Raw genomic sequence first — 20,091 nt, forward strand, 5'->3', positions numbered from 1 at the left:
ACTCCAACTAGCTTATAGCAAACAGGAGCGAAGACAAGAACAAAACAGGAATGACCCCTGGCCCGATAGGGAAGAAGGGAGATATGGAGGGATGATGCTCGATTTCGCAGGCGTGACGCCGGTGATGGCGCTCCTCGCCGTCATTCTCGGCTATCTCTCGGGCTCCATTCCCTTCGGATTGCTGTTGACCCGCTGGGCCGGGCTTGGCGATGTCCGTTCCATCGGCTCGGGCAATATCGGGGCCACCAATGTGCTGCGCACCGGCAACAAGAAGCTCGCGGCCCTGACGCTCGTCGCTGACGCGGTCAAGGGAACGATCCCGATCCTCATCATGAAAGAGATGGGCGGCGAGACCGCCGGCCTCATTGCCGGGCTTGCCGCCTTTGCCGGCCATCTCTTCCCCGTCTGGCTCGGCTTCAAGGGCGGCAAGGGGGTGGCCACCAATATCGGCATATTGTTCGGCCTCTACTGGCCTTTGGGGCTCATCTTCCTCGCCGTGTGGCTCATCATGGCCCTCCTCTTCCGCATCTCCTCTCTCTCGGCGCTCACCGCATCGGCCCTGAGCCCGCTCTGGGCCTGGCTTCTCGGCAAGCCCTCTTACGTCCTGCCTCTCATCGTCATCGGCGCCCTCATCTGGATCATGCATCGCGCCAATATCGCGCGGCTCGTCAAGGGCGAGGAAGCGAAGATCAAGCTCGGCTCCCATGCATGAGCGAGCAGGTCCTCGCCGATGACGAGCGCCTCGACTGGCTGCGGCTGATCCGCAGCGAGAATGTCGGTCCCGCACTTTTCGACCAGCTCCTGGAAAGATTCGGCAGCGCCGGCGACGCTCTCGCCGTCCTGCCCGAGCTTTCGCGCCAAGGCGGCCTCAAACGTCCGTTCAAGATCTATAGCGCCCAGCAAGCCGAAGCCGAGATCGCCCGGGCGACGGCCCTTGGCGCGCGCTTCGTCGGCAAGAACGAGCCCGACTATCCGCCTCTGCTTCGCCATATCGACAGCGCGCCGCCCTTGATCTGCATCAAAGGCAAGGCCGAGCTCGCAAAGCGCGAGGCCGTTGCCATTGTCGGCTCGCGCAATGCTTCGGCCAACGGCAAGCGTCTCGCCCGCATGTTCGCCACCGAGCTTGCCGAGGCGGGCTATGCCACCGTCTCCGGCCTGGCGCGGGGCATCGACACCGCCGCCCATGAAGCGGCTCTGACGCGCGGCACCGTCGCCGTCATCGCCAATGGGATCGATATCACCTATCCGCCGGAAAATGCCGGATTGCAGCAAGCGATCGGCACCGACGGGCTGCTGATATCGGAAATGCCGCCCGGCGCCGAGCCGCGCGAGAAGTCGTTCCCTCGCCGCAATCGGATCATTTCCGGCATGAGCCGGGCGGTGATCATCGTCGAAGCGGCTTTGCGCTCGGGCTCGCTCATCACCGCGCGTTTCGCCAATGAACAGGGACGCGAGGTATTCGCCGTGCCGGGCTCGCCCTTCGATCCGCGCGCCGAAGGCACCAACCGCCTCATCCGCGACGGCGCCCATTTGCTGAGCCGCAGCCAGGAGGTGCTCGATGTGCTCTTGCCGATGCAGTCCAGGCTTTCGCACGCCGCGCCGGAAACCGTCGCCATAAAACCTCCGGTCGCGACGGAGATCGACACGCCGGCGCGCGGCGCCGTCCTTGCGCTCCTCGGTCCCGCACCCACCGATATCGACGACCTCATCCGCGAAAGCGGTGTGCCCGCGCAAGCGGTACTCGGTATCCTCCTGGAACTGGAGCTTGCCGGCAAACTTGTCCGTCATGGACGCCAGCTCGTCTCCCTCATCTGACCTCAAGAAAGGCAGCCAATGAAGACAACCGTGACGCCCTTCCTGATGTTCGAAGGCAAGGCCGAGGAAGCGATGACGCTTTATGTATCGGCCATACCCGACAGCAAAGTGGTCGACATCAAGCGCTATGGGCCGGAAGGGCCAGGCGCCGAAGGTTCGATAGTGGTCGCCCGCTTCGTCCTGGCGGGGCAGCCCGTCTTCTGCATCGACAGCCACGTCAAGCATGCTTTCACCTTCACCCCGGCCAACTCCCTTTTCGTCACTTGCGCCAGCGAGGAAGAGCTTGACCGGATCGCCGCCGTCCTGGCTGATGGTGGACAATGGCTCATGCCGATAGGCAATTACGGCTTCAGCCGGAAATTCGGCTGGTTCAACGACCGCTATGGCGTCTCCTGGCAGGTGAACTGGGAGTAAACGTCAACTTTTGACACTACGTCATATTGTTGCCGTCTGCGCCAATCTATAGTCCCACCATCGAAAATGTATGTAAAAGTTGTATTTTACAATCTTAAGGCGATTTTTTCGAAAGGTTTTGCCAGCCATGCGCCCTTGAGCAGGCTTGCGGGCCCGAATTGATCCCTATATGAGGCCCGTCCTAGTTTTTTGAACGCAAGATAATGACAGTCGTCGTCGTCGAATCGCCTGCAAAGGCCAAAACGATCAATAAGTATCTGGGCAAGGACTATACCGTCCTCGCCTCCTACGGCCATGTGCGCGATCTGCCGCCCAAGGACGGTTCGGTGCGTCCCGATGAGGACTTCGCCATGTCCTGGGAGGTCGACGCCAAGTCGGCCAAGCGCATGTCCGACATCGCCGCCGCCCTCAAGGCCTCGGACCGCCTGATCCTTGCGACCGACCCTGACCGCGAGGGCGAGGCTATTTCCTGGCACGTGCTCGAAATCCTGAAGAAGAAGGGTGCCCTCAAGGGCAAGGAGATCGACCGGGTCGTCTTCAACGCCATCACCAAGCAATCGGTGCTCGATGCGATGAAGCATCCGCGGCAGGTCGACCCTGCCCTCGTCGATGCCTATCTCGCCCGCCGCGCCCTCGATTATCTCGTCGGCTTCACCCTGTCGCCCGTCCTGTGGCGCAAGCTGCCGGGCGCCCGCTCGGCGGGACGCGTCCAATCGGTGGCGCTGCGCCTCATCTGCGACCGCGAGCTCGAAATCGAAGCCTTCAGGGCCCAGGAATACTGGACCATCGATGCGAGCTTCACCTCGCCCAGGGGCGATGCCTTTTCGGCCAGGCTCAATGCCATTGGCGGCAAGCGCCTGGGCAAGCTCGATATCGAGAACGAGGCGTCCGCCAAGGCCATCGTCTCGGCGCTCAAGGGCGCCAAATTCTCCGTCGACACGATCGAATCGAAGCCGGTCAAGCGCCACCCCTATCCGCCCTTCCGCACCGCGACCTTGCAGCAGGAAGCCTCGCGCAAGCTCGGCTTCTCTTCCGCCAGGACCATGCAGGTCGCCCAGCGTCTCTATGAGGGCGTCAATATCGGCGGCGAGGTGACCGGTCTCATTACTTATATGCGAACCGATGGTGTCGACCTCGCCGGCGAGGCGATCGCCGCCACCCGCAACGCGATCCTCAAGCGCTTCGGCGAGCCTTATCTGCCGTCGGTGCCGCGCAAATACACCACCAAGGCCAAGAACGCGCAGGAAGCGCATGAAGCGATCCGGCCGACCGACCTGTTCCGCTTCCCGGAAAATATCCGCCGCCATCTCGATGCCGACCAGCAGGCGCTCTATGACCTTATCTGGAAGCGCACGATCGCGAGCCAGATGGAAAGTGCCGAGATCGAGCGCACCACCGCCGATATCGGCGCCAAGGGCAATGACGGCAAGGCCTATTCCTTCCGCGCCACGGGCTCCGTCGTCAAATTCGACGGCTTCCTCAAGCTCTATCAGGAAGGCCTCGATGACGAGGAGGACGAGGATGCCAAGCGCTTGCCGTCACTGGCGCGCGGCGATGGTGTCGGCGTCCAGGCGATCACGCCCGAGCAGCATTTCACCGAGCCGCCGCCGCGTTATTCGGAAGCCACTCTCATCAAGAAGCTGGAAGAGCTCGGCATCGGCCGGCCCTCGACCTATACGGCCATCTTCTCGACCTTGCGCGACCGCGGCTATGTCCGGCTCGACAAGAAGCGCCTGATCCCCGAAGACAAGGGCCGGCTCGTCACCGCCTTCCTCGAAGCCTTCTTCAAGCGCTATGTCGAATATGACTTTACCGCCAATCTCGAGGAGCAGCTCGACCGCGTCTCCAATGGCGAGATCGACTGGAAGGCTGTCCTGCGCGACTTCTGGCAGGATTTCACCGGCTCGGTCGGCGAGATCCAGGATCTGCGCATCACCAATGTGCTCGATGCGCTGAACGAGATTTTGGGCCCGCATGTGTTCCCGGAGCGCGCCGATGGCGCGCCGGCACGCGCCTGTCCCTCCTGCGCCAATGGCCAATTGTCGCTCAAGATCGGCAAGTTCGGCGCCTTTGTCGGCTGCTCGAATTATCCCGACTGCCGCTTTACGCGCCAGATCACGCCGGGCAACGGCTCGGAAGAGGCGGTGCCCGCCGAGGGCATCCTCATCGGCCATGATCCCGAGACCGGCCTTGCCGTCACGAGGCGGGACGGCCGCTTCGGGCCCTATCTGCAGCTGGGCGAAGCGAGCGAGGATGAGAAGCCGCGCCGTGCCTCGATCCCCAAGAAGAGCGATCCGGCGAGCATCGATCTCGAAACCGCGTTGCGGCTCCTGTCGCTGCCGCGCGAGGTGGGACTCCATCCTGAGACCGGCAAGCCGATCGTCGCCAATTTCGGCCGCTTCGGTCCCTTCATCCTGCATGACGGGATCTATGCCACGCTCAAAGACCCCGAGGACGTCTATACGGTCGGGCTCAACCGTGCCGTCGACCTCATCGCCGAGAAAAAGGAGAAAAGCGCCAACCGCAAGCGGCCGGGCGCTCTCAAGGAGCTCGGCGAGCATCCGGATGGCGGTCCGATCCATGTGATGTCGGGACGCTATGGCCCCTATGTGAAATGGGGCAAGGTGAATGCGACACTCCCTTCGGACAAGGCGCCCGAGGAGACGACGCTCGAAGAAGCGATCGCCCTCGTCAATGCCCGCGCCGGCAAAGGCAAGTCCAAGGGGAAGAGCGAGGCGGCGGAAAAGCCCGCCAAGGCCAGCAAGGCGGCGAAGCCCAAGGCAAAACCGGCGAAGCCCGCGGCCAGGGCGGCCAAGCGAAGCAAGAAGGCGGCGGCGCCAGACAAAGTGAGCGCCTGAGACCGTGGCGCGGAAGGCGAAGTTACCCCTCCCCGATCTGCCGACGGCCGACCAGCTCATCGACTTCATCAAGACCAGTCCCGGCAAAGTGGGCAAGCGCGAGATCGCGCGCGCCTTCAGCATCAAGGGCAGCGACCGCATCGCGCTCAAGCGCCTTTTGAAGACCCTCGAGGACGAGGGCAAGCTCAAGCGCGCCGGACGCGCCATCAGCAAGGCGGGTGAGCTGCCATCGATCACCGCGCTCGAGATCGTGGCGCGCGACCATGATGGCGAGCTCATCGCGGAACCTGCCGACTGGGACGAGGACGCCTCAGGTCCCCGCCCCAAGGTCCTTATCGTCGCGCAAGCCGCGAAAGGGACATTGGAAGAGGCGCGACCCGCGGCCGTCGGCGATCGCGTCCTCGCCCGGATAGAGCCCGACAAGGATCCCAAGATCCCCTTTCACGGCCGCATCATCCGCAAGCTCACCTCGCGCAGCACGCGGGTGCTCGGCATATTCCGCCATGCCAAGGGCCAGGGCGCCCGCATCGTGCCGATCGACAAGAAGGCGCGCGGTGAATTGCAGGTGCAGCCCGGCCACGAGAACAGCGCCAAGCCCGGCGAGCTCGTCGCGGTCGAGGTTATGCGCGGGCGTGGCCACGGCCTCGCCTCGGCGCGGGTCAAGGAGCGGCTCGGCGACATCACCGATCAGCGCAACATCTCACTCATCGCCATCGAGCATCACGGCATTCCGTCCGAATTTCCGGCACGCGTTCTGGCTGAAGCAGACGCGCTCAAGCGCTTCTCGCCGGCGAACCGCGTCGATTTGCGCGATTATCCGCTAATCACCATCGATCCGCCCGATGCGCGCGATCATGATGATGCGGTGTGGGCCGAGCCTGACGACGATCCCAAGAATGAAGGCGGCGTCAAGGTGCTGGTCGCCATCGCCGATGTCGCCACCTATGTGCGCGCGGGCTCGGCGCTCGACCATGAGGCGCGCATCAGGGGCAATTCGGTCTATTTCCCCGACCGCGTCGTGCCGATGCTGCCGGAGCGCATCTCCAACGATCTGTGCTCGCTGCGCGAAGGCGAAGATCGGCCGTGCCTCGCCTGTTTCATGACCTTCGACCGACAGGGCACGAAGCGGAAGCATCATTTCGTCCGCGGCATCATGCGCTCGGCCGCCAAGCTTTCCTATAGCCAAGCGCAAGCGGCGATCGATGGGCGCCCCGACGCCAAGACCGAGCCTCTGCTCGAATCCGTGCTGCGACCGCTGTGGCAAGCCTACAAAGTGGTGCTCAAAGGCCGCAACAAGCGCGAACCGCTCGAGCTCGATCTGCCCGAACGGAAACTGATCCTCGATGCCCATGGCCTCATCGAGCGTGTCGTGACACCCGACCGGCTCGATGCCCACAAGCTCATCGAGGAGTTCATGATCCAGGCCAATGTCGCCGCCGCCGAGCTTCTCGAAGCGCGCAAGGTGCCGCTACTCTACCGCGTCCATGCCGAACCTGCGCCAGAAAAGATCAAAAGCCTGGGCGAGTTCCTCAAAACCGTCGGCATCAATCTCGCCAAGGGCCAGCGCATGCAGCCGCGGAACTTCAACCAGATTCTGAAGGAAGTCGAAGGCAAGGACTATCAGCATGTGGTGAATGAGGTCGTGCTGCGGACCCAGGCGCAGGCCGTCTATGACACCGACAATATCGGGCATTTCGGTCTTCACTTGCGGCACTATGCGCATTTTACCTCACCCATCCGGCGTTATGCTGACCTCATCGTGCACCGCGCCCTCATTACCGCTCTCAATTTCGGACCCGACGGCCTGTCGCCGGAGGACATCGCGCGCATGGGCGACACCGCCGAGCTCGTTTCCGGCGCTGAAAGACGGGCCATGGCGGCGGAACGCGAAACCGTCGATCGGCTGATCGCCAGCCATCTCTCGTCCCAGATCGGGGCGCGTTTCCGAGGCCGCATCGGCGGCGTGGTGGCGGCGGGCCTCTTCATCACCCTCAACGATACGGGTGCTGACGGCTTCATCCCGGCCGGCACGCTGGGCGCGGATTATTTCGGCTATGACGAGACACGGCGCGCTCTGATCGGCGAGCGTACCGGCGAGACATTCCAGCTCGGCGATCCGGTCGAGGTCCGGCTTGTCGAAGCCGCACCCGTCTCGGGCGGCCTGCGCTTCGAGATGCTGAGCGAGGGCCGCAAGGGCAAGCCCCAGCCGCGCCGGTCGATGCGCGGCCGCATCCGGAACCGCGGAAGGCGCTGACCATGCCCGTCGTGATTGAGAATGCCGTGCCCGATGTGGAACCACCGCCGCGCTCATGGCCGAATGCCATCATGCATGGATTCCTGCGCCGCTGTCCCGCTTGCCGCGAAGGCCGGCTGCTGGCGGGCTTCGTCAAGGTGAATGACGCCTGCCCCCGTTGCGGCGAGGAATTCCATCACCAGCGCGCCGATGATGCGCCGCCCTATTTCACCATCTTCATCGTCGCTCACATCATCGTGCCCCTGGTGCTCGTGGTCGAAAAGCTCTGGCGGCCCGACCTCCTCATCCACATGCTGATATGGATTCCGGCGACGCTCATCCTGACGCTGGCGCTCATGCCGGCGATCAAGGGCGCCATCGTCGGATTGCAATGGGCACTGCGCATGCATGGTTTCAGCGGAAAGAGCGAAGAATGAGCAAGCGCGACCCCGACCTCACGGCGTCGCGCCGCTTTTTCGAGGCGCAGAAGCCGCGCGACGCCGCGACCCTGATCATCGTGCGCCATGACGATGCGACGCCCAAGGTGCTGCTCGGCCAGAGGCATGACAGCCATGCCTTCATGCCCAACAAATTCGTCTTTCCGGGTGGGCGGCTCGACACCAGCGACATGCGAACGAAGGTCGGCCAAGACCTGCATCCGCTGGTGCATGAAAAATTGCTGAAACACATGCGCGGGCGGGTGAGCCCGTCGCGCGCCCGCGGTCTCGCCATTGCGGCCATCCGGGAGACTTATGAAGAGACCGGACTTTTGCTCGGGAACTTGCGCGCCGCCTCCACTCTCGCAAACGAGGAGTGGCGCGGCGTCTTGTCCGCGACGGAGCTCGACCTTTCGAATTTGCGTTTCTTCGCCCGCGCCATAACGCCGCCCGGCCGCACCCGTCGCTTCGATTCACGTTTCTTTGTTGCCCATGCGCGGCATATCGGCAATCTCGACAATCCCGGGCATCCGGGATCAGGCGAGCTCCTCAAGCCGCTTTGGTTCAGCTTCACCGAAGCGCTCGAGCTCGACTTGCCCCAGATCACGCGCGATATCCTGAAGCGGCTCCAGCCGCTGATGGAGAAGCAGGAAGAGCTGGAGCCGGATCAGCCGGTCTCCTTCCAGTATTTCAAAGGCAAGAGCTGGCGCGAAGACGTGTTGTGATCACTCGACCACAACCTCGGCGCCGACCTCGACGCGATTGAAGAGATCGATGACCTCCTCATTGAGGAGCCTGACGCAGCCCGAAGAGACGGCGAGACCGATGCTCCAAGGCTGGTTGGTGCCGTGGATGCGATACATGGTCTCCCCGATATAGAGAGCGCGGGCTCCCAGCGGGTTTTCAGGTCCGCCGACCATGTGGGCCGGGATATAGTTGCCGCGCTGCGCCTCGCGCTCGATCATTTCCTTCGGTGGACGCCAATCTGGCCATTCCGCCTTGCGGGTGATCCTGTCCGTCCCTGACCAGGTGAAACCCTCACGGCCGACACCAATGCCGTAGCTGATGGCGCGGCCGCCCGGCAGGACATAATAGAGCTTGCGCTCCGCTGTGCGGATGATGATCGAGCCCGGCGCCATTGACGTCGTGAAGTCGACGAATTCCTTGCCCTTATAGGTCGAGCGGCGCATGCGCGGCTGCTCGGTATTCATGCCGCCGATGATCTCGAATGTGTCGCCTGAGAAGGTAATCGGCTCGGCCCTGGCCTCTGCGGCCAGCACCGCCAAAGCGGTCAATCCCGCCATGGATGAGAGGAAACGCATATACATACTCATTGTCGCCGGCACAGGAAGCGACCCGGAAGCATGAAGCGGAGTGGTTAAGACTCCCTTTCGGAGGCTTCGCCCAGGACCGTACCGCCCAGCGCGAAACCAGACAACAGGCCGCGCATCGTCCGGGCGCTGCGCCGCGTCACCGGATGGCGCCAATTGGGGGCGATCTCCAGCAAGGGCGTCAGCACGAAATCGCGCTCGGCGATGCCGGGATGCGGGAGCTTGAGCCGACCATGGCGAACGAGCCCGTGATAGTCGAGAAGATCGAGATCGAGCGTGCGCGGCCCCCAGCGCATGCGGCGGCGACGGCCGGCACGACGCTCTATGTCATGCAGGTGATGCATGAGCGCCTCGGGCGGCATCGCGGTCGCGATCCGTGCCACCGCATTGACGAAGCTCGGCTGGTTCACCTTGCCGAAAGGCGCCGTCTCGACCAGGCTCGATGCGACAACCAGCTTCGTGCCGTTGCCGTCGAGTTCGCGCAAAGCGCGCAGCACCGTGTCCCGCGGTCCCCCCCAGGGGCCGGAAACATTGCTGCCGAGGGCGACAAGGATCATAATTGGCCTTGAGCCTTGCCCGGCGAGCGATTATCAAGGCTCTGTTTCAAATAGGAGATTTCGATCATGAATTTTTACCAGGACGAACGTTTGGCGCTTTTTATCGACGGTGCAAATCTTTACGCAACAGCAAAATCACTCGGTTTCGACATCGACTACCGGCGGCTCCTCGGCTTCTTCCGCAAGCGCTCCCGCCTGATCCGGGCCATCTATTATACCGCCCTCATGGAAGATGCCGAATATTCGCCCATCCGGCCGCTGATCGACTGGCTCGACTACAACGGCTACCGGGTGGTCACCAAGCCCGCCAAGGAATTCACCGACTCGCTCGGGCGCCGCAAGGTGAAGGGCAATATGGACATCGAGCTCGCCATCGACGTCATGCAGCTCGCCGACAGCCTCGATCACATCGTCCTGTTTTCGGGCGATGGCGATTTCCGGTCGCTGATCCAGGCGGTGCAGGCAAAGGGCAAGCGCACCAGCGTCGTCTCGACGCTCACCACCCGCCCGCCCATGGTGGCGGACGAATTGCGCCGCCAGACCGACCAGTTCATCGATCTCGCCGATCTGCGCGACGAGATCGGACGCGAGCCGAATGAGCGCATCGAGCGGGCCCGCGAGCGCTCGGCCCCGGTACAGAGTGCGGGATCGTTCGAGGACTTCGCCGACATCTGAGCGCCCTCAGGTGGTCCCTGCCCCCAACTGTCCGCTTTGCCCGCGGCTCCAGGCTTTCCGGGACGATCAGCGGAGGGCGCATGGCGACTGGTTCAACGCGCCGGTCCCTTCATTCGGCAACAGTGACGCGCGCCTCCTGGTCGTGGGCCTCGCTCCGGGCCTGCGCGGCGCCAACCGCACCGGCCGTCCCTTCACCGGCGACTATGCCGGCGACCTTCTCTATGCGACGCTCCTGCGCTTCGGCTTTGCCGACGGCGTCTATCGCGCCGACCCGCAGGACGGCCTCACCCTCATCGACTGCATGATCACCAATGCGGTGCGCTGCGTCCCACCCGAGAACAAGCCGCTGCCCGCCGAGATCAAGACCTGCAACACGTTCCTGAAAGATCAGATCGCCAGCCTGCCACGCTTGTCCGCCATCGTGGCGCTCGGCCGTATCGCCCATGACGCGGCCCTCGTGGCACTCGGGGAGAAGAAGTCGCGCCATGCTTTCGGTCATGCAGCGCAGCATAGTATCGGCCGGCTCACGCTTTTCGACAGCTATCACTGCTCGCGTTACAATACGAATACCGGCGTGTTGACCACGGAGATGTTCGAAAAGGTCTTCGCCGCCGTCCGCGCGGCGATTGGATAGGCCTATCCTCGCTGCAGCCCTGGCGGATAAGCCGAAAGGGGTGCTCATGACCGGCAAAAGCCTCACGATCAAGGATCATTATGACGCCGAGCTCGCGCGTCACAACGAGCGGCTGCGGGCGATGACCCGCATCGGCTCCACCGATCGCGTGCTCGACGTGGGCTGCGGGGCCGGACAGACCACGCGCGAGGCGGCGCGCGCCGCATCGTCCGGCAGCGTGCTCGGCGTCGACATCTCGGATGAAATGCTCGAACGTGCCCGCTGCCTGACCGCCGAAGCGGGCCTTCACAACGTCACCTACGAGCTCGCCGATGCCACGGTCCACCGGTTCACACCGAAGCACTTCGACGTGGCGATCAGCCGTTTCGGCACCATGTTCTTCGCCGATCCCGTCGCCGGTTTCGCAAATCTGGCATCCGCCTTGCGACCAGGGGCACATCTGGTGATGATGGTCTGGCAAACTGGCGAGCGCAATGAATGGGAGACCCAGATCCGTCAGGCCTTGATGAAGGGTGATCGCGTCGTTCCCGCCGCTCCAGGGCAGGATCCCTTCTCTCTTGGCGAGCCCTCCATTGTGGAAGCGATCCTCGACAAGGCCGGCTTCTCTGATGTCCGTCTCACTGATGTGCGAGAGCCCGTCTATTACGGTCCGGACGTCGAAACGGCCTATGACATCATCATGAGCATGCGCGGCACCGATGGGATGCTCGCGGCACTTGATCCGGACACGCGCGAGCTTGCCCTGCAGCGGCTGCGCGCCACCCTCGCCCAGCATGCCACGGCCCAGGGCGTATTGTTCGACTCGCGCGCCTGGATCGTAGAGGCCCGATGCTAGCCTTTTTCGCGCAACAGCCGCGCCTTCTCGCGGTTCCACGAGCGTTCCTTGATCGTGTCGCGCTTGTCATGCAGTTTCTTGCCGCGCGCCAGAGCGATGCCGACCTTGGCCCGCCCGCGGGCGTTGAAATAGACGCGTAGCGGCACGATGGTGAGCCCGTCGCGCAGCACGCCGCCCGACAGCTTGTCGATCTCGCGCGCATGCAGGAGCAGACGGCGCGGCCGTTTCGTCTCGTGGTTGAACCGGTTGGCCTCGCGATATTCCGGAATATAGGCGTTGACCAGGAAAAGCTCGCCGTCCCTGACCGCAGCGTAGGATTCAGCGATATTCGCCTTGCCGGAGCGCAGCGATTTCACCTCGGGGCCTTTGAGCTCGATGCCCGCCTCATAGGTGTCGATGATTTCGTAGTCGAAGCGCGCGCGCCGGTTGTCGGCGACGACTTTTACGCCGTCCTCCTTGCGCGAGGATTTCGTTCCGCCGCTCTTGGACGACATGATATCCTCAGTTCAGCAATCCGGCATGCACCATCGCGGCGCGCACCTGCTTCCTGCAGGCCTCCGAAGGTTCGACCAGCGGCAGCCTTATATCGGCCTGGCAGTGGCCGAGCAGGCTCACCGCATATTTGACCGGCGCCGGCGATGTCTCGACGAAGAGCGCGGTGTGGAGCGGCATCAGCCGGTCCTGCAGCTTAAGCGCCTTGCGGTAATCACCGGCCAAGGTCGCGTTCTGGAACTCGGCGCACAGGCGCGGCGCCACATTCGCCGTCACCGAGATGCAGCCGACGCCGCCATGCGCGTTGAAGCCGAGTGCGGTTCCATCCTCGCCCGAGAGCTGGATGAAATCCTCACCCGATATCTCGCGCTGGCGCGACGGACGGGTCAGGTCGGCGCTCGCATCCTTGGTGCCGATGATATTGGCGTGGTCCTTGGCGAGGCGCGCCAGGGTCTCGACCGAGATATTGGCGACCGTCCGGCCCGGCACATTGTAGACGAGGATGGGAATGTCCACCGCCTTGGCGATGGCGCTGAAATGGGCATAGAGCCCGTCCTGGGTCGGCTTGTTGTAATAGGGCACGACGACCAGGGCGGCATCCGCCTTGGCGTTCTTGGCATGGAGCGTATATTCGATCGCCTCATCGGTGTTGTTGGAACCCGTGCCGGCGATGACCGGAACCCGGCCGGCCGCGACCTCTATGGTGATCTCGATCACGCGCTTGTGTTCTTCCGGGGTGACGGTCGGCGATTCCCCGGTCGTGCCCACCGGGACGAGCCCATGACTGCCTTCTTTGATCTGCCAATTCACAAATTTCCGGAACGCGTCCTCGTCGATGCGTCCGTTCTTCATAGGCGTGATCAAAGCAGGAAAAGAACCCTTGAGTTGCACTGTCTGGTCTCCGGTAAGGACTTGGCAACCATGCGCTGGCTACAGTTCTCTGGTTCCGCGCAAGCCCATGGTTGCGCGGCACATTAGACGCTCGCCCAAAGACCGGCAAGCAGAGTAAAATGGCTGTTTCGACCGGCCACAGGACGGTCGCAATTGGTTTATAGGGGTTGAGGCCGACAGGGCCACAGGCAGGGACATAATTGATGAATCGGGGATTTTCGGCGGGGTTGCTCTTTTTTGCGCTGGTCGGTTCGACGGCGCTCACCGTGACAGTTCCCCTGAGCCAGCCAGTGCTCGCGGCTCCGCAGGTGAGCCGGAGCGCCGTTTCGGCCGCCGACGCCGCCTTCAAGGGCAATTACAGCGATGCCGGCGCCCTGGCGCAGCGATCGGGTGATCCCGCCGCAGCCAAGCTGGTCGAGCTCATCTATCTGCGCAACAACTGGAAGGAAGCGGGCTATCGGCGCATCATGGCGTTCCTCGATGCCGCGCCGCAATGGCCGTCGTCGGAAACGCTGCTCAAGCGCGCCGAGCAGAGCCTCTATGTCAGCCGCGCCCCGGCCCAAACCGTGCTCGCGCATTTCGAGAAGCGCAAGCCGCTGACCGCGGAGGGCACACTCGCTCTGGCACGCGCCCAACTCGAAACCGGCAACACTGACGCGGCACGCCGCTCGGTCCGACGCGTCTGGCTCAATGAGACGCTCGATGCGGCGACGGAGCGTCAGATCGGTAACGAATTCGGCTCTCTCATCACCAGCGACGACCGCAGGGAGCGCCTGTGGCGCCTGGTCTACAAGCAGGAAACCAATGCGGCGATCCGCATGGCGAAATCCTTGCCTCGTGATTATCAGGCGGCGGCAAAGGTCGCCCAGTCACTCATCCGCGGCGTCGGCGGTGCCGAGAAGCAGTATCAGTCGCTGTCGGGCGCGATGAAGCAGCAGCTCGGCGTGCGCTATGCGCTGGCGCGTTACTACCGCAGGACCAACAAGCCGGACAAAGCGGCGCAGATCCTGCTCAATGTCCCCGCCGATCATGCGGTCATCGGCGACGGCGAAGCCTGGTGGGTCGAGCGCCGCCTGATCGCGCGCATGCTGCTCGATCCGCGCCGGCCCGCCACGGGCAAGACCGCCTATCAGCTCGCCCGTGCGAATGGTTTCTCGGATGGTGAATTCCTGGCCGAGGGCGAGTTCCTGGCCGGCTGGATTGCGCTGCGCTTCCTCAAGGACGAGAAGACGGCGCTCAAGCATTTCAGCAAGCTCCAGGCGGGTGTAGAGACACGCACGGATGGCGCGCGTGCTGCCTATTGGATCGGGCGTTCCTATGCAGCGCTCGGCGACAAGGCCAACGCCAAGGCGGCCTATCGCGATGCCGCGCAAGTGCCGACCGTCTATTACGGGCAATTGGCGCGCGAAGAACTAGGCTTGGGCGGCCAAGCCATCACGATCACAGGCGGACAGCCTTCAGCTGGAGCACAGGCGCGCGTCGACGATGATGAAGTCATGCGCGCCTTCCAGATGGTGGCCGAGACCGGCCGCAGCCGCGAGCTCAACATGTTCTTGTGGTCGCTTTCGGCCCGCTTCAAGAACAGCGACGAAATGAGTGCCGCCGCGCGCAACATATCGACGGCGGGCGGTCCATCTACGGCCGTCAGGTTCGCCAAGCTCGCCGGACAGAAAGGCGTCGATATCGACTATTGGGCCTATCCGACCAAGGCGATGCCCGACTGGCGCCAGATCGGTCCGCCGGTCGAACGCGCCCTCGTCTATGGCCTGTCACGCCAGGAAAGCGAGTTCGATCCCAAGGCCGGCAGCCCCGTCGGCGCGCAAGGACTCATGCAATTGATGCCCGGAACGGCCAAGCTGGTGGCCAAGCAATATGGCCTTCCCTATGCCCCGGCCAAGCTCACCGCCGATCCCGCCTATAATGTGAGGCTGGGCGCGGCGCATCTGGGCGATCTCATCCAGGAATTCAACGGCTCCTATATCCTCACCCTTGCCGCCTACAATGCCGGCCCGGGCCGCTCACGCGACTGGGTCGAAGAGCATGGCGATCCGCGCTCCGGCCATGTCGATCCGATCGATTGGGTCGAGATGATCCCGTTCACCGAGACGCGCAACTATGTGCAGAAGGTGATGCAGAACGTCCATGTCTATCGCTCGCGCATCTCCCCCAAGACGATGCATCCGATGACCGCCGATCTCAGCCGCGGCTCGCCGGGCGCGATCACGCTCGCCAATTCGGCGGAAGCCGGCTCCGCTAGTTGCTCGGGCTCCAATATCGTCGAACTGATCACCGGCTGCGATTGAGCCCATGGGAGCGCAAGCCTCCCATCGCGACATCCATTTCACCTCGGCGGATGGCCTCATGCTCTATGGGCGCGACTATCCGGCGAGCGATGGCAAGACGCCGATCCTCTGTCTCGCGGGCCTCACGCGCACATCGCGCGATTTCGAGCCTCTGGCGCATTGGCTCGCCGGCAAAAGGCGCCTCATCACGATGGATTACCGGGGCCGCGGCCGGTCCGCCTATGCGGCGGATCCTCTGACCTATCGCCCGGATATCGAGCTTGGCGACGCGCTCCGCCTGCTCGATCACCTTGGCATCGAGCAGGTCAATATCATCGGCACCTCGCGCGGCGGCATCATCGCTATGATCATGGCGGCGCAGTTTCCGCAGCGCCTGAAAGGCGTGCTGTTGAACGACGTCGGCCCGGTCATCGAGAGAGCCTCGCTGCTGCGTATACGGAGCTATCTTGGCAAGGCGCTCGCCTTTACGAACTGGGATGACGCCGTGACGGCGCTGAAAGACAGCAATCCGGGATTCGAGCAGTTGAGCGATGCCGATTGGCTGAGCTTTGCTCACAGGGTCTTCATTGAGGAGAATGGGCGGATTTCGCAGGACTACGACCTGCGTCTCGCCAAGGCCTTTCCCACGGATGAGGAGATCGAGAAAGCGGACTCTCCCGACCTGTGGCCGCTCTTCGACGCCCTGATGGCCTTCCCGGTGATGGTGCTCAGGGCGGAAAATTCCGATCTGCTGAGCGCTCAGACCGTCGCCCAGATGAAGAAACGCCATGCGCGCCTTGCCGCCTATACGATCAAGGACCGCGGACATGTGCCGTTTCTCGACGAGCCGGGCGCCAAGGCGGCGATCAAGGCCTGGCTCGAGATCGTCTAAAGCGTGATGAGTTCGGAAAGTATCGTCCCCCGTTCACCCCCTGCGGGGTGGGGTTATGAATCGGATTTCCGCGTGCGCGTGCCCGACTGGGTCTCGCCTTTCTTGTTCTGCAGGCCGCCGGTGCCGTAAAGCTTGTGGAACTCGTCTTCCTTGCCTTCGGCCAGAAGCTTGGCCTGCCGTGTCCACTCCTCCCGCACGATGCGGCCGTTGAACTTCAGATGATCATCCACCCAGGCGATCTCCTCCTCGGTCCAGGCGGCGATCTGGTCGAAATGGAAGAAGCCGAGCCCATGCAAGGTCTTTTCGTTCTTGGGCCCGATGCCACTGATCCGCTGGAGATTGTCGGCCTTGCCCTCCCGGGCGCCGGCAATGCCCTGCGGCCGTGCAGGTGTGCCGGCGACGACGGCCGGCTCCTCCTGTGTCGCTAGAGCAACGCCCGCGGCTTTCACGGCTTCAGCGCCTGGGCTGCGCAAAGGCTCATCGGCCGCTCTGGGCGGTGCGCCGCGCGTCGTCGCACGCGTGGTCTCGCCGCCGAACAGCTTATGCAGGATGCAGCCGATGATGCAGCCGATGAAGAAAGCGAGGAGCGCCCACAAGGCAAGCTCGAGAATGAGATGTGACATGGTTTTGCCTTTCCGCCGCTAATACGCCATTGCCTCAGCGCCTGTCTTCTCTCGAGCACGTCATCCAGCCCACGATGACCCCGAGCCCCAGGGCCACCGCCAGCCAGATCCAGTTTTCTCTCGCCAGAAACACCGTATCGTGGAAATTCCAGAAATCGACCATGACCGGTCCCTTCTATTTTACGATCTTGATTTCGATGCGCCGGTTGCGGGCCCGGCCCTCATCCGTCCCGTTGTCGCCCACGGGAACGGTCTCGCCATAGCCGACCGCGGAAAGCCGGTCCGCGGCGACGCCCGCTTCGCCCAGCGCGTGCATGACAGCAACGGCGCGGCGCTCGCTCAGCGCCTGATTATAGGGCTCCGAACCGATATTGTCGGTATGTCCGCCGATCTCGAGCTTTTCCGCCGGACAGGTCGCGGCAATCGCAGACAGGTCCTTGATGATGGCGGCCGCCGCCGGCGTCACCGCCGATTTGTCGCGATCGAAATGCAACGGGCGATCGAGCAATGTCTTGGCGAGGCCCGTCGTGCAATCGGCAGTCGGCGGTGTCGTCGTCGGTCCAGTGGTGGTCGGCTCGGTCGTCGTCGGCTCCGTGGTCGGCGGCTCGGTGGTTGTCGGTTCCGTGGTCGGCGTCTCGGTCGTTGTCGGTTCCGTGGTCGGCGGCTCGGTGGGTGTCGGTTCCGTAGTCGTCGGCTCAGTGGGCGTCGGTTCCGTAGTCGTTGGCTCAGTGGGCGTCGGTTCCGTAGTCGTCGGCTCAGTGGGCGTCGGTTCCGTAGTCGTCGGTCCCGTGGGCGTCGGCTCCGTGGTCGTCGGTCCCGTGGGCGTCGGCTCCGTCGTTGTCGGCTCTGTAGGGGGAGGCTCCACAGGAGTCGGTTCCGTCGCCGCTTCCTTGATGAGGACCTCGAAGCGGGTCTGGTCGGCAGCGGAGCGGCCGCGCTTGTCGGTCGCAGTGGCGACCACGTCATAGCTTCCAGGCTGAAGCTTGTCCGTGACGGTCAGCGACCAGTTGCCCTTGCCATCGGATTTGAGGCTCTCGTCCCCACCGAGTTTCGCCGTCTTGTTGTTGAACGTGACGGCGAGTTCCGCGGCATCGCCCTCGGGCCAGGTGCCGGAGATGGCGGCCGGACTCTCGGCTGAGGCATAGAGCTTGACGGTCGGCGTTGCCGGCCCTGCCGCATCGACGCTGAGTTCGTCTTTCGTCGTATCGGTGACGAGCTTGCCGGCAGCGTCCGTCGTCTCGACGACGACATCATAGATGCCGTCCTTCAGCGGCGCCGGCAGCTTCAAGCTCCATTGGCCGGAAGACGAGGTCAATTCCTCATTGGCGCCGAGGGTGTATCCCGCCTCGGCCAGCGTCACCTTGAGCGATTTAGCGGCGCCTTCGGCCCAGGTGCCGGTGATGGTCGGGCGCGCTGCCGTGGCCTCCTGCACCGTCACGGTCGGCGCCGTCATGTCGGCGACCGGCGGTGATGGCGAGGTTGCGTCCTCGGCGACGACAAGCTCGTCCTTGCTCGCATCGGCGGAGACATTGCCGAAGCCGTCGACGGCTTCGACGATCACATCATATGTGCCGGCGGGCAGCTCTGCCGGCGGCATCAGCGACCAGGTCTCGCCATCGGCGGTGAGGGCCGCATCCTGCCCCAGCGTGTAGCTGTGGCCGGCCAAGGTCGCTCGCAGGACCTTGGTGTCACGCGGCGCGAAGCTTCCGGTCACCGGCAAGCTTGTCGCCTCGTTGACGACAGGGACCGCGGGCGCGGTGGCGTCGACTTCGATCTCGGCCACCGTCTCGTCCTTCGCGACATTGCCTTGGGCATCGGTCACCGTCACCACGGCGTCATAGATGCCGTCCTTGAGCGGCGCGGCGATATCGAGACGCCAGTTGCCGGTACCATCCGAGGTCAGGTTGGCATCGCGGCCGAGCTCATAGGCCTTGCCGCCGACCGCCACCTGAAGCTTGCTGCCTTGTGCCTCGCCCCAGCTTCCCGAAACGAGCGGCGTCGAATCGTTCCCGGAATATTTGGCGACGGTCGGTCCCGGCGGCTTGGAGGAGATAGTGACGGCATCGGGCATGTTGAGCCGGGCGCTGTTCCCGGCGGCATCGATCGCTTCCACGGTCAGGTCGTAAGCACCGTCGGCGAGGGGCTCCGGCAGCGTCAATGTCCAGTTGCCGCCCGCCGATGCCAGAGCGGGATCCTGGCCCAGCGTGTAGGTCTTGTCCGCGAGCCCGACCTTCAGCGCCGCGGCATCGCCTTCCGCCCAGCTTCCCGAGAGGCTCTGCGGCGACACCTGGCTGGTGACGGGCGCGAAGACCGGCAAGGGCGGCGCCACCGTGTCGATGGTGATCTTACCCTGCGTCGCGGTCTTGGACGTGGCGCCCGCGCCATCGTCGACTTCGACCGCAATGTCATAAGCCCCGTCTTTCAAGGGCTCTGCGGGCGCAAAGCTCCAATTGCCGGCGCCGTCCGATTTGACCTCCGGGTCCTTGCCCAGGGCATATTGGCGGTCGGGCAGGATCACCGACAGAGTCTTGGCATAGATTTCGGGCCAGGTGCCCTTCACCTCTGGCCGGTTGTTGTTGGTCACCAGCGTATCGACCGTGGGCGCTGCCAGCACGACCTTGGCTTGTGCCGCATCGACCCGCCGCACGCCCTGGGTTCCGGCGACCGCCTTGACCGCCTCGTCTATGGCGAGGCGGCCCGGGGCATCACCCTCGATATGGCCATCGCGGCCGTTGAAAGTCACTTTCGCCCAATCGGCCTTGGCCTCGGCGAGGCTCGCGCCCGCGGCTTCGGTCAGCTTGGCCTCGATCCCCGTGCTGTTGAACCCGAGGGCCGCGAGAAGCGGCAATCCCGCCATGGGGATTGCCCAAAGGAGCCATTTACGCGGATTGCATCTCATTTCCCCTACCCCGCAAGTTGAGCGGCGATCTTCACTCGCCGCCCGCCCCGACCGTTCTTTGCCCCTGAAATCAATGGGCTTTCACGGCTTGTTCCGCCCGGTCCATCAGGAATTTATGACATCTGGGGACGGTCAAAACAACGGGATTTCCACCGGAAGGAACCCTTCCGCCAAATCCTTCGGCCGCAACGGCACCTGTTGCAAGTTTGCCGCAGTTTGTGGT

General features: G+C 63.7%; 19 protein-coding genes. 12 read left to right on the forward strand and 7 right to left on the reverse strand.

All coding sequences use genetic code 11. From position 1 onward, the window contains the following. Positions 1-91 precede the first annotated feature (91 nt). From plsY to DS839_RS30500, 7 genes are all read left to right on the forward strand, one after another. A complete protein-coding gene (plsY, locus tag DS839_RS30470) occupies positions 92-712 on the forward strand; it encodes a glycerol-3-phosphate 1-O-acyltransferase PlsY (RefSeq protein WP_368912009.1) in 621 nt (206 codons plus the stop codon). Next, positions 709-1,815: a DNA-processing protein DprA gene (gene dprA / locus DS839_RS30475; protein ID WP_119274302.1), complete on the forward strand. Its 1,107-nt coding sequence runs from the start codon at positions 709-711 to the stop codon at positions 1,813-1,815. The genes plsY and dprA overlap by 4 nt, the downstream gene beginning before the upstream one ends. Positions 1,816-1,833: 18 nt before the next feature. Then, positions 1,834-2,229 carry a VOC family protein gene (locus DS839_RS30480; protein ID WP_119274303.1) on the forward strand — a complete coding sequence of 132 codons (396 nt, stop codon included), beginning with the start codon at positions 1,834-1,836 and terminating at the stop codon, positions 2,227-2,229. Positions 2,230-2,432: 203 nt separating this feature from the next. After that, positions 2,433-5,087, forward strand: coding sequence for a type I DNA topoisomerase (gene topA, locus DS839_RS30485; RefSeq protein WP_119274304.1), 2,655 nt, complete (start codon positions 2,433-2,435; stop codon positions 5,085-5,087). 4 nt (positions 5,088-5,091) lie between these two features. Next, positions 5,092-7,341 (forward strand): ribonuclease R, encoded by a 2,250-nt coding sequence (rnr, locus tag DS839_RS30490; protein ID WP_119274305.1) that lies wholly within the window; start codon positions 5,092-5,094, stop codon positions 7,339-7,341. Positions 7,342-7,343: 2 nt separating this feature from the next. Then, on the forward strand, positions 7,344-7,757 hold the full coding sequence (locus DS839_RS30495) for a DUF983 domain-containing protein (RefSeq protein ID WP_119274306.1): 414 nt from the start codon (positions 7,344-7,346) through the stop codon (positions 7,755-7,757). Then, complete coding sequence (locus DS839_RS30500) at positions 7,754-8,482, forward strand: NUDIX hydrolase (RefSeq protein ID WP_119274307.1); 729 nt, start codon at positions 7,754-7,756, stop codon at positions 8,480-8,482. Before DS839_RS30495 ends, DS839_RS30500 begins: the two co-directional genes overlap by 4 nt. On the opposite strand, the gene DS839_RS30505 is transcribed toward DS839_RS30500, so the two are convergent. After that, positions 8,483-9,091 carry a L,D-transpeptidase gene (locus tag DS839_RS30505; RefSeq protein WP_438816556.1) on the reverse strand — a complete coding sequence of 203 codons (609 nt, stop codon included), beginning with the start codon at positions 9,089-9,091 and terminating at the stop codon, positions 8,483-8,485. 44 nt (positions 9,092-9,135) lie between these two features. Then, positions 9,136-9,645, reverse strand: coding sequence for a 2-amino-4-hydroxy-6-hydroxymethyldihydropteridine diphosphokinase (gene folK / locus DS839_RS30510; protein WP_119274308.1), 510 nt, complete (start codon positions 9,643-9,645; stop codon positions 9,136-9,138). 66 nt (positions 9,646-9,711) lie between these two features. Here folK and DS839_RS30515 point away from each other — a divergent pair, with 66 nt between their 5' ends. The 3 genes from DS839_RS30515 to DS839_RS30525 are packed head-to-tail and all read left to right on the forward strand — an operon-like array spanning position 9,712 to position 11,789. Then, complete coding sequence (locus DS839_RS30515; RefSeq protein WP_119274309.1) at positions 9,712-10,320, forward strand: LabA-like NYN domain-containing protein; 609 nt, start codon at positions 9,712-9,714, stop codon at positions 10,318-10,320. Continuing rightward, positions 10,241-10,954, forward strand: a complete 714-nt coding sequence (locus tag DS839_RS30520) for a uracil-DNA glycosylase (protein ID WP_119274310.1) — start codon at positions 10,241-10,243, stop codon at positions 10,952-10,954. The genes DS839_RS30515 and DS839_RS30520 overlap by 80 nt, the downstream gene beginning before the upstream one ends. A gap of 46 nt (positions 10,955-11,000) precedes the next feature. Next, a complete protein-coding gene (locus DS839_RS30525) occupies positions 11,001-11,789 on the forward strand; it encodes a class I SAM-dependent methyltransferase (RefSeq protein WP_119274311.1) in 789 nt (262 codons plus the stop codon). On the opposite strand, the gene smpB is transcribed toward DS839_RS30525, so the two are convergent. After that, positions 11,786-12,283: an SsrA-binding protein SmpB gene (gene smpB, locus DS839_RS30530; protein WP_119274312.1), complete on the reverse strand. Its 498-nt coding sequence runs from the start codon at positions 12,281-12,283 to the stop codon at positions 11,786-11,788. The genes DS839_RS30525 and smpB overlap by 4 nt on opposite strands. 7 nt (positions 12,284-12,290) lie before the next feature. Beyond that, a complete protein-coding gene (dapA, locus tag DS839_RS30535) occupies positions 12,291-13,172 on the reverse strand; it encodes a 4-hydroxy-tetrahydrodipicolinate synthase (protein ID WP_368912012.1) in 882 nt (293 codons plus the stop codon). 203 nt (positions 13,173-13,375) lie between these two features. On the opposite strand from dapA, the gene DS839_RS30540 reads away from it, so the two are divergent. Together DS839_RS30540 and DS839_RS30545 are read left to right on the forward strand one after the other, a co-directional pair. Then, entirely contained in the window at positions 13,376-15,475 is a 2,100-nt protein-coding gene (locus DS839_RS30540) for a lytic transglycosylase domain-containing protein (protein WP_119274314.1), read from the forward strand. A 4-nt stretch (positions 15,476-15,479) separates the two neighbouring features. After that, positions 15,480-16,346: an alpha/beta fold hydrolase gene (locus DS839_RS30545; protein WP_119274315.1), complete on the forward strand. Its 867-nt coding sequence runs from the start codon at positions 15,480-15,482 to the stop codon at positions 16,344-16,346. Between the two features lie 53 nt (positions 16,347-16,399). Here DS839_RS30545 and DS839_RS30550 read toward each other — a convergent pair whose 3' ends face one another. From DS839_RS30550 to DS839_RS30555, 3 genes are read right to left on the reverse strand one after another with little or no spacing between them, the layout of a single operon-like run. Continuing rightward, positions 16,400-16,969 (reverse strand): helix-hairpin-helix domain-containing protein, encoded by a 570-nt coding sequence (locus DS839_RS30550; RefSeq protein WP_119274316.1) that lies wholly within the window; start codon positions 16,967-16,969, stop codon positions 16,400-16,402. A gap of 34 nt (positions 16,970-17,003) precedes the next feature. Beyond that, a complete protein-coding gene (locus tag DS839_RS37070) occupies positions 17,004-17,132 on the reverse strand; it encodes a hypothetical protein (RefSeq protein WP_368912013.1) in 129 nt (42 codons plus the stop codon). A gap of 12 nt (positions 17,133-17,144) precedes the next feature. After that, positions 17,145-19,826, reverse strand: coding sequence for an Ig-like domain-containing protein (locus tag DS839_RS30555; RefSeq protein ID WP_162918908.1), 2,682 nt, complete (start codon positions 19,824-19,826; stop codon positions 17,145-17,147). Between the last annotated feature and the right edge of the window lie 265 nt (positions 19,827-20,091).

Source organism: Taklimakanibacter deserti (assembly GCA_003574785.1).

Bases quoted from the DNA above. Each gene is read 5' to 3' on its own strand.
- DS839_RS30555 (WP_162918908.1), bottom strand. From the start codon at position 19,826: ATGGCGGGATTGCCGCTTCTCGCGGCCCTCGGGTTCAACAGCACGGGG.
- DS839_RS30550 (WP_119274316.1), bottom strand. From the start codon at position 16,969: ATGTCACATCTCATTCTCGAGCTTGCCTTGTGGGCGCTCCTCGCTTTC.
- DS839_RS30540 (WP_119274314.1), top strand. From the start codon at position 13,376: ATGAATCGGGGATTTTCGGCGGGGTTGCTCTTTTTTGCGCTGGTCGGT.
- DS839_RS30480 (WP_119274303.1), top strand. From the start codon at position 1,834: ATGAAGACAACCGTGACGCCCTTCCTGATGTTCGAAGGCAAGGCCGAG.
- DS839_RS30500 (WP_119274307.1), top strand. From the start codon at position 7,754: ATGAGCAAGCGCGACCCCGACCTCACGGCGTCGCGCCGCTTTTTCGAG.
- topA (WP_119274304.1), top strand. From the start codon at position 2,433: ATGACAGTCGTCGTCGTCGAATCGCCTGCAAAGGCCAAAACGATCAAT.
- plsY (WP_368912009.1), top strand. From the start codon at position 92: ATGATGCTCGATTTCGCAGGCGTGACGCCGGTGATGGCGCTCCTCGCC.
- folK (WP_119274308.1), bottom strand. From the start codon at position 9,645: ATGATCCTTGTCGCCCTCGGCAGCAATGTTTCCGGCCCCTGGGGGGGA.
- DS839_RS30495 (WP_119274306.1), top strand. From the start codon at position 7,344: ATGCCCGTCGTGATTGAGAATGCCGTGCCCGATGTGGAACCACCGCCG.
- DS839_RS30545 (WP_119274315.1), top strand. From the start codon at position 15,480: ATGGGAGCGCAAGCCTCCCATCGCGACATCCATTTCACCTCGGCGGAT.
- DS839_RS30505 (WP_438816556.1), bottom strand. From the start codon at position 9,091: ATGAGTATGTATATGCGTTTCCTCTCATCCATGGCGGGATTGACCGCT.
- DS839_RS30515 (WP_119274309.1), top strand. From the start codon at position 9,712: ATGAATTTTTACCAGGACGAACGTTTGGCGCTTTTTATCGACGGTGCA.
- smpB (WP_119274312.1), bottom strand. From the start codon at position 12,283: ATGTCGTCCAAGAGCGGCGGAACGAAATCCTCGCGCAAGGAGGACGGC.
- DS839_RS37070 (WP_368912013.1), bottom strand. From the start codon at position 17,132: ATGGTCGATTTCTGGAATTTCCACGATACGGTGTTTCTGGCGAGAGAA.
- dprA (WP_119274302.1), top strand. From the start codon at position 709: ATGAGCGAGCAGGTCCTCGCCGATGACGAGCGCCTCGACTGGCTGCGG.
- DS839_RS30520 (WP_119274310.1), top strand. From the start codon at position 10,241: ATGAGCGCATCGAGCGGGCCCGCGAGCGCTCGGCCCCGGTACAGAGTG.
- DS839_RS30525 (WP_119274311.1), top strand. From the start codon at position 11,001: ATGACCGGCAAAAGCCTCACGATCAAGGATCATTATGACGCCGAGCTC.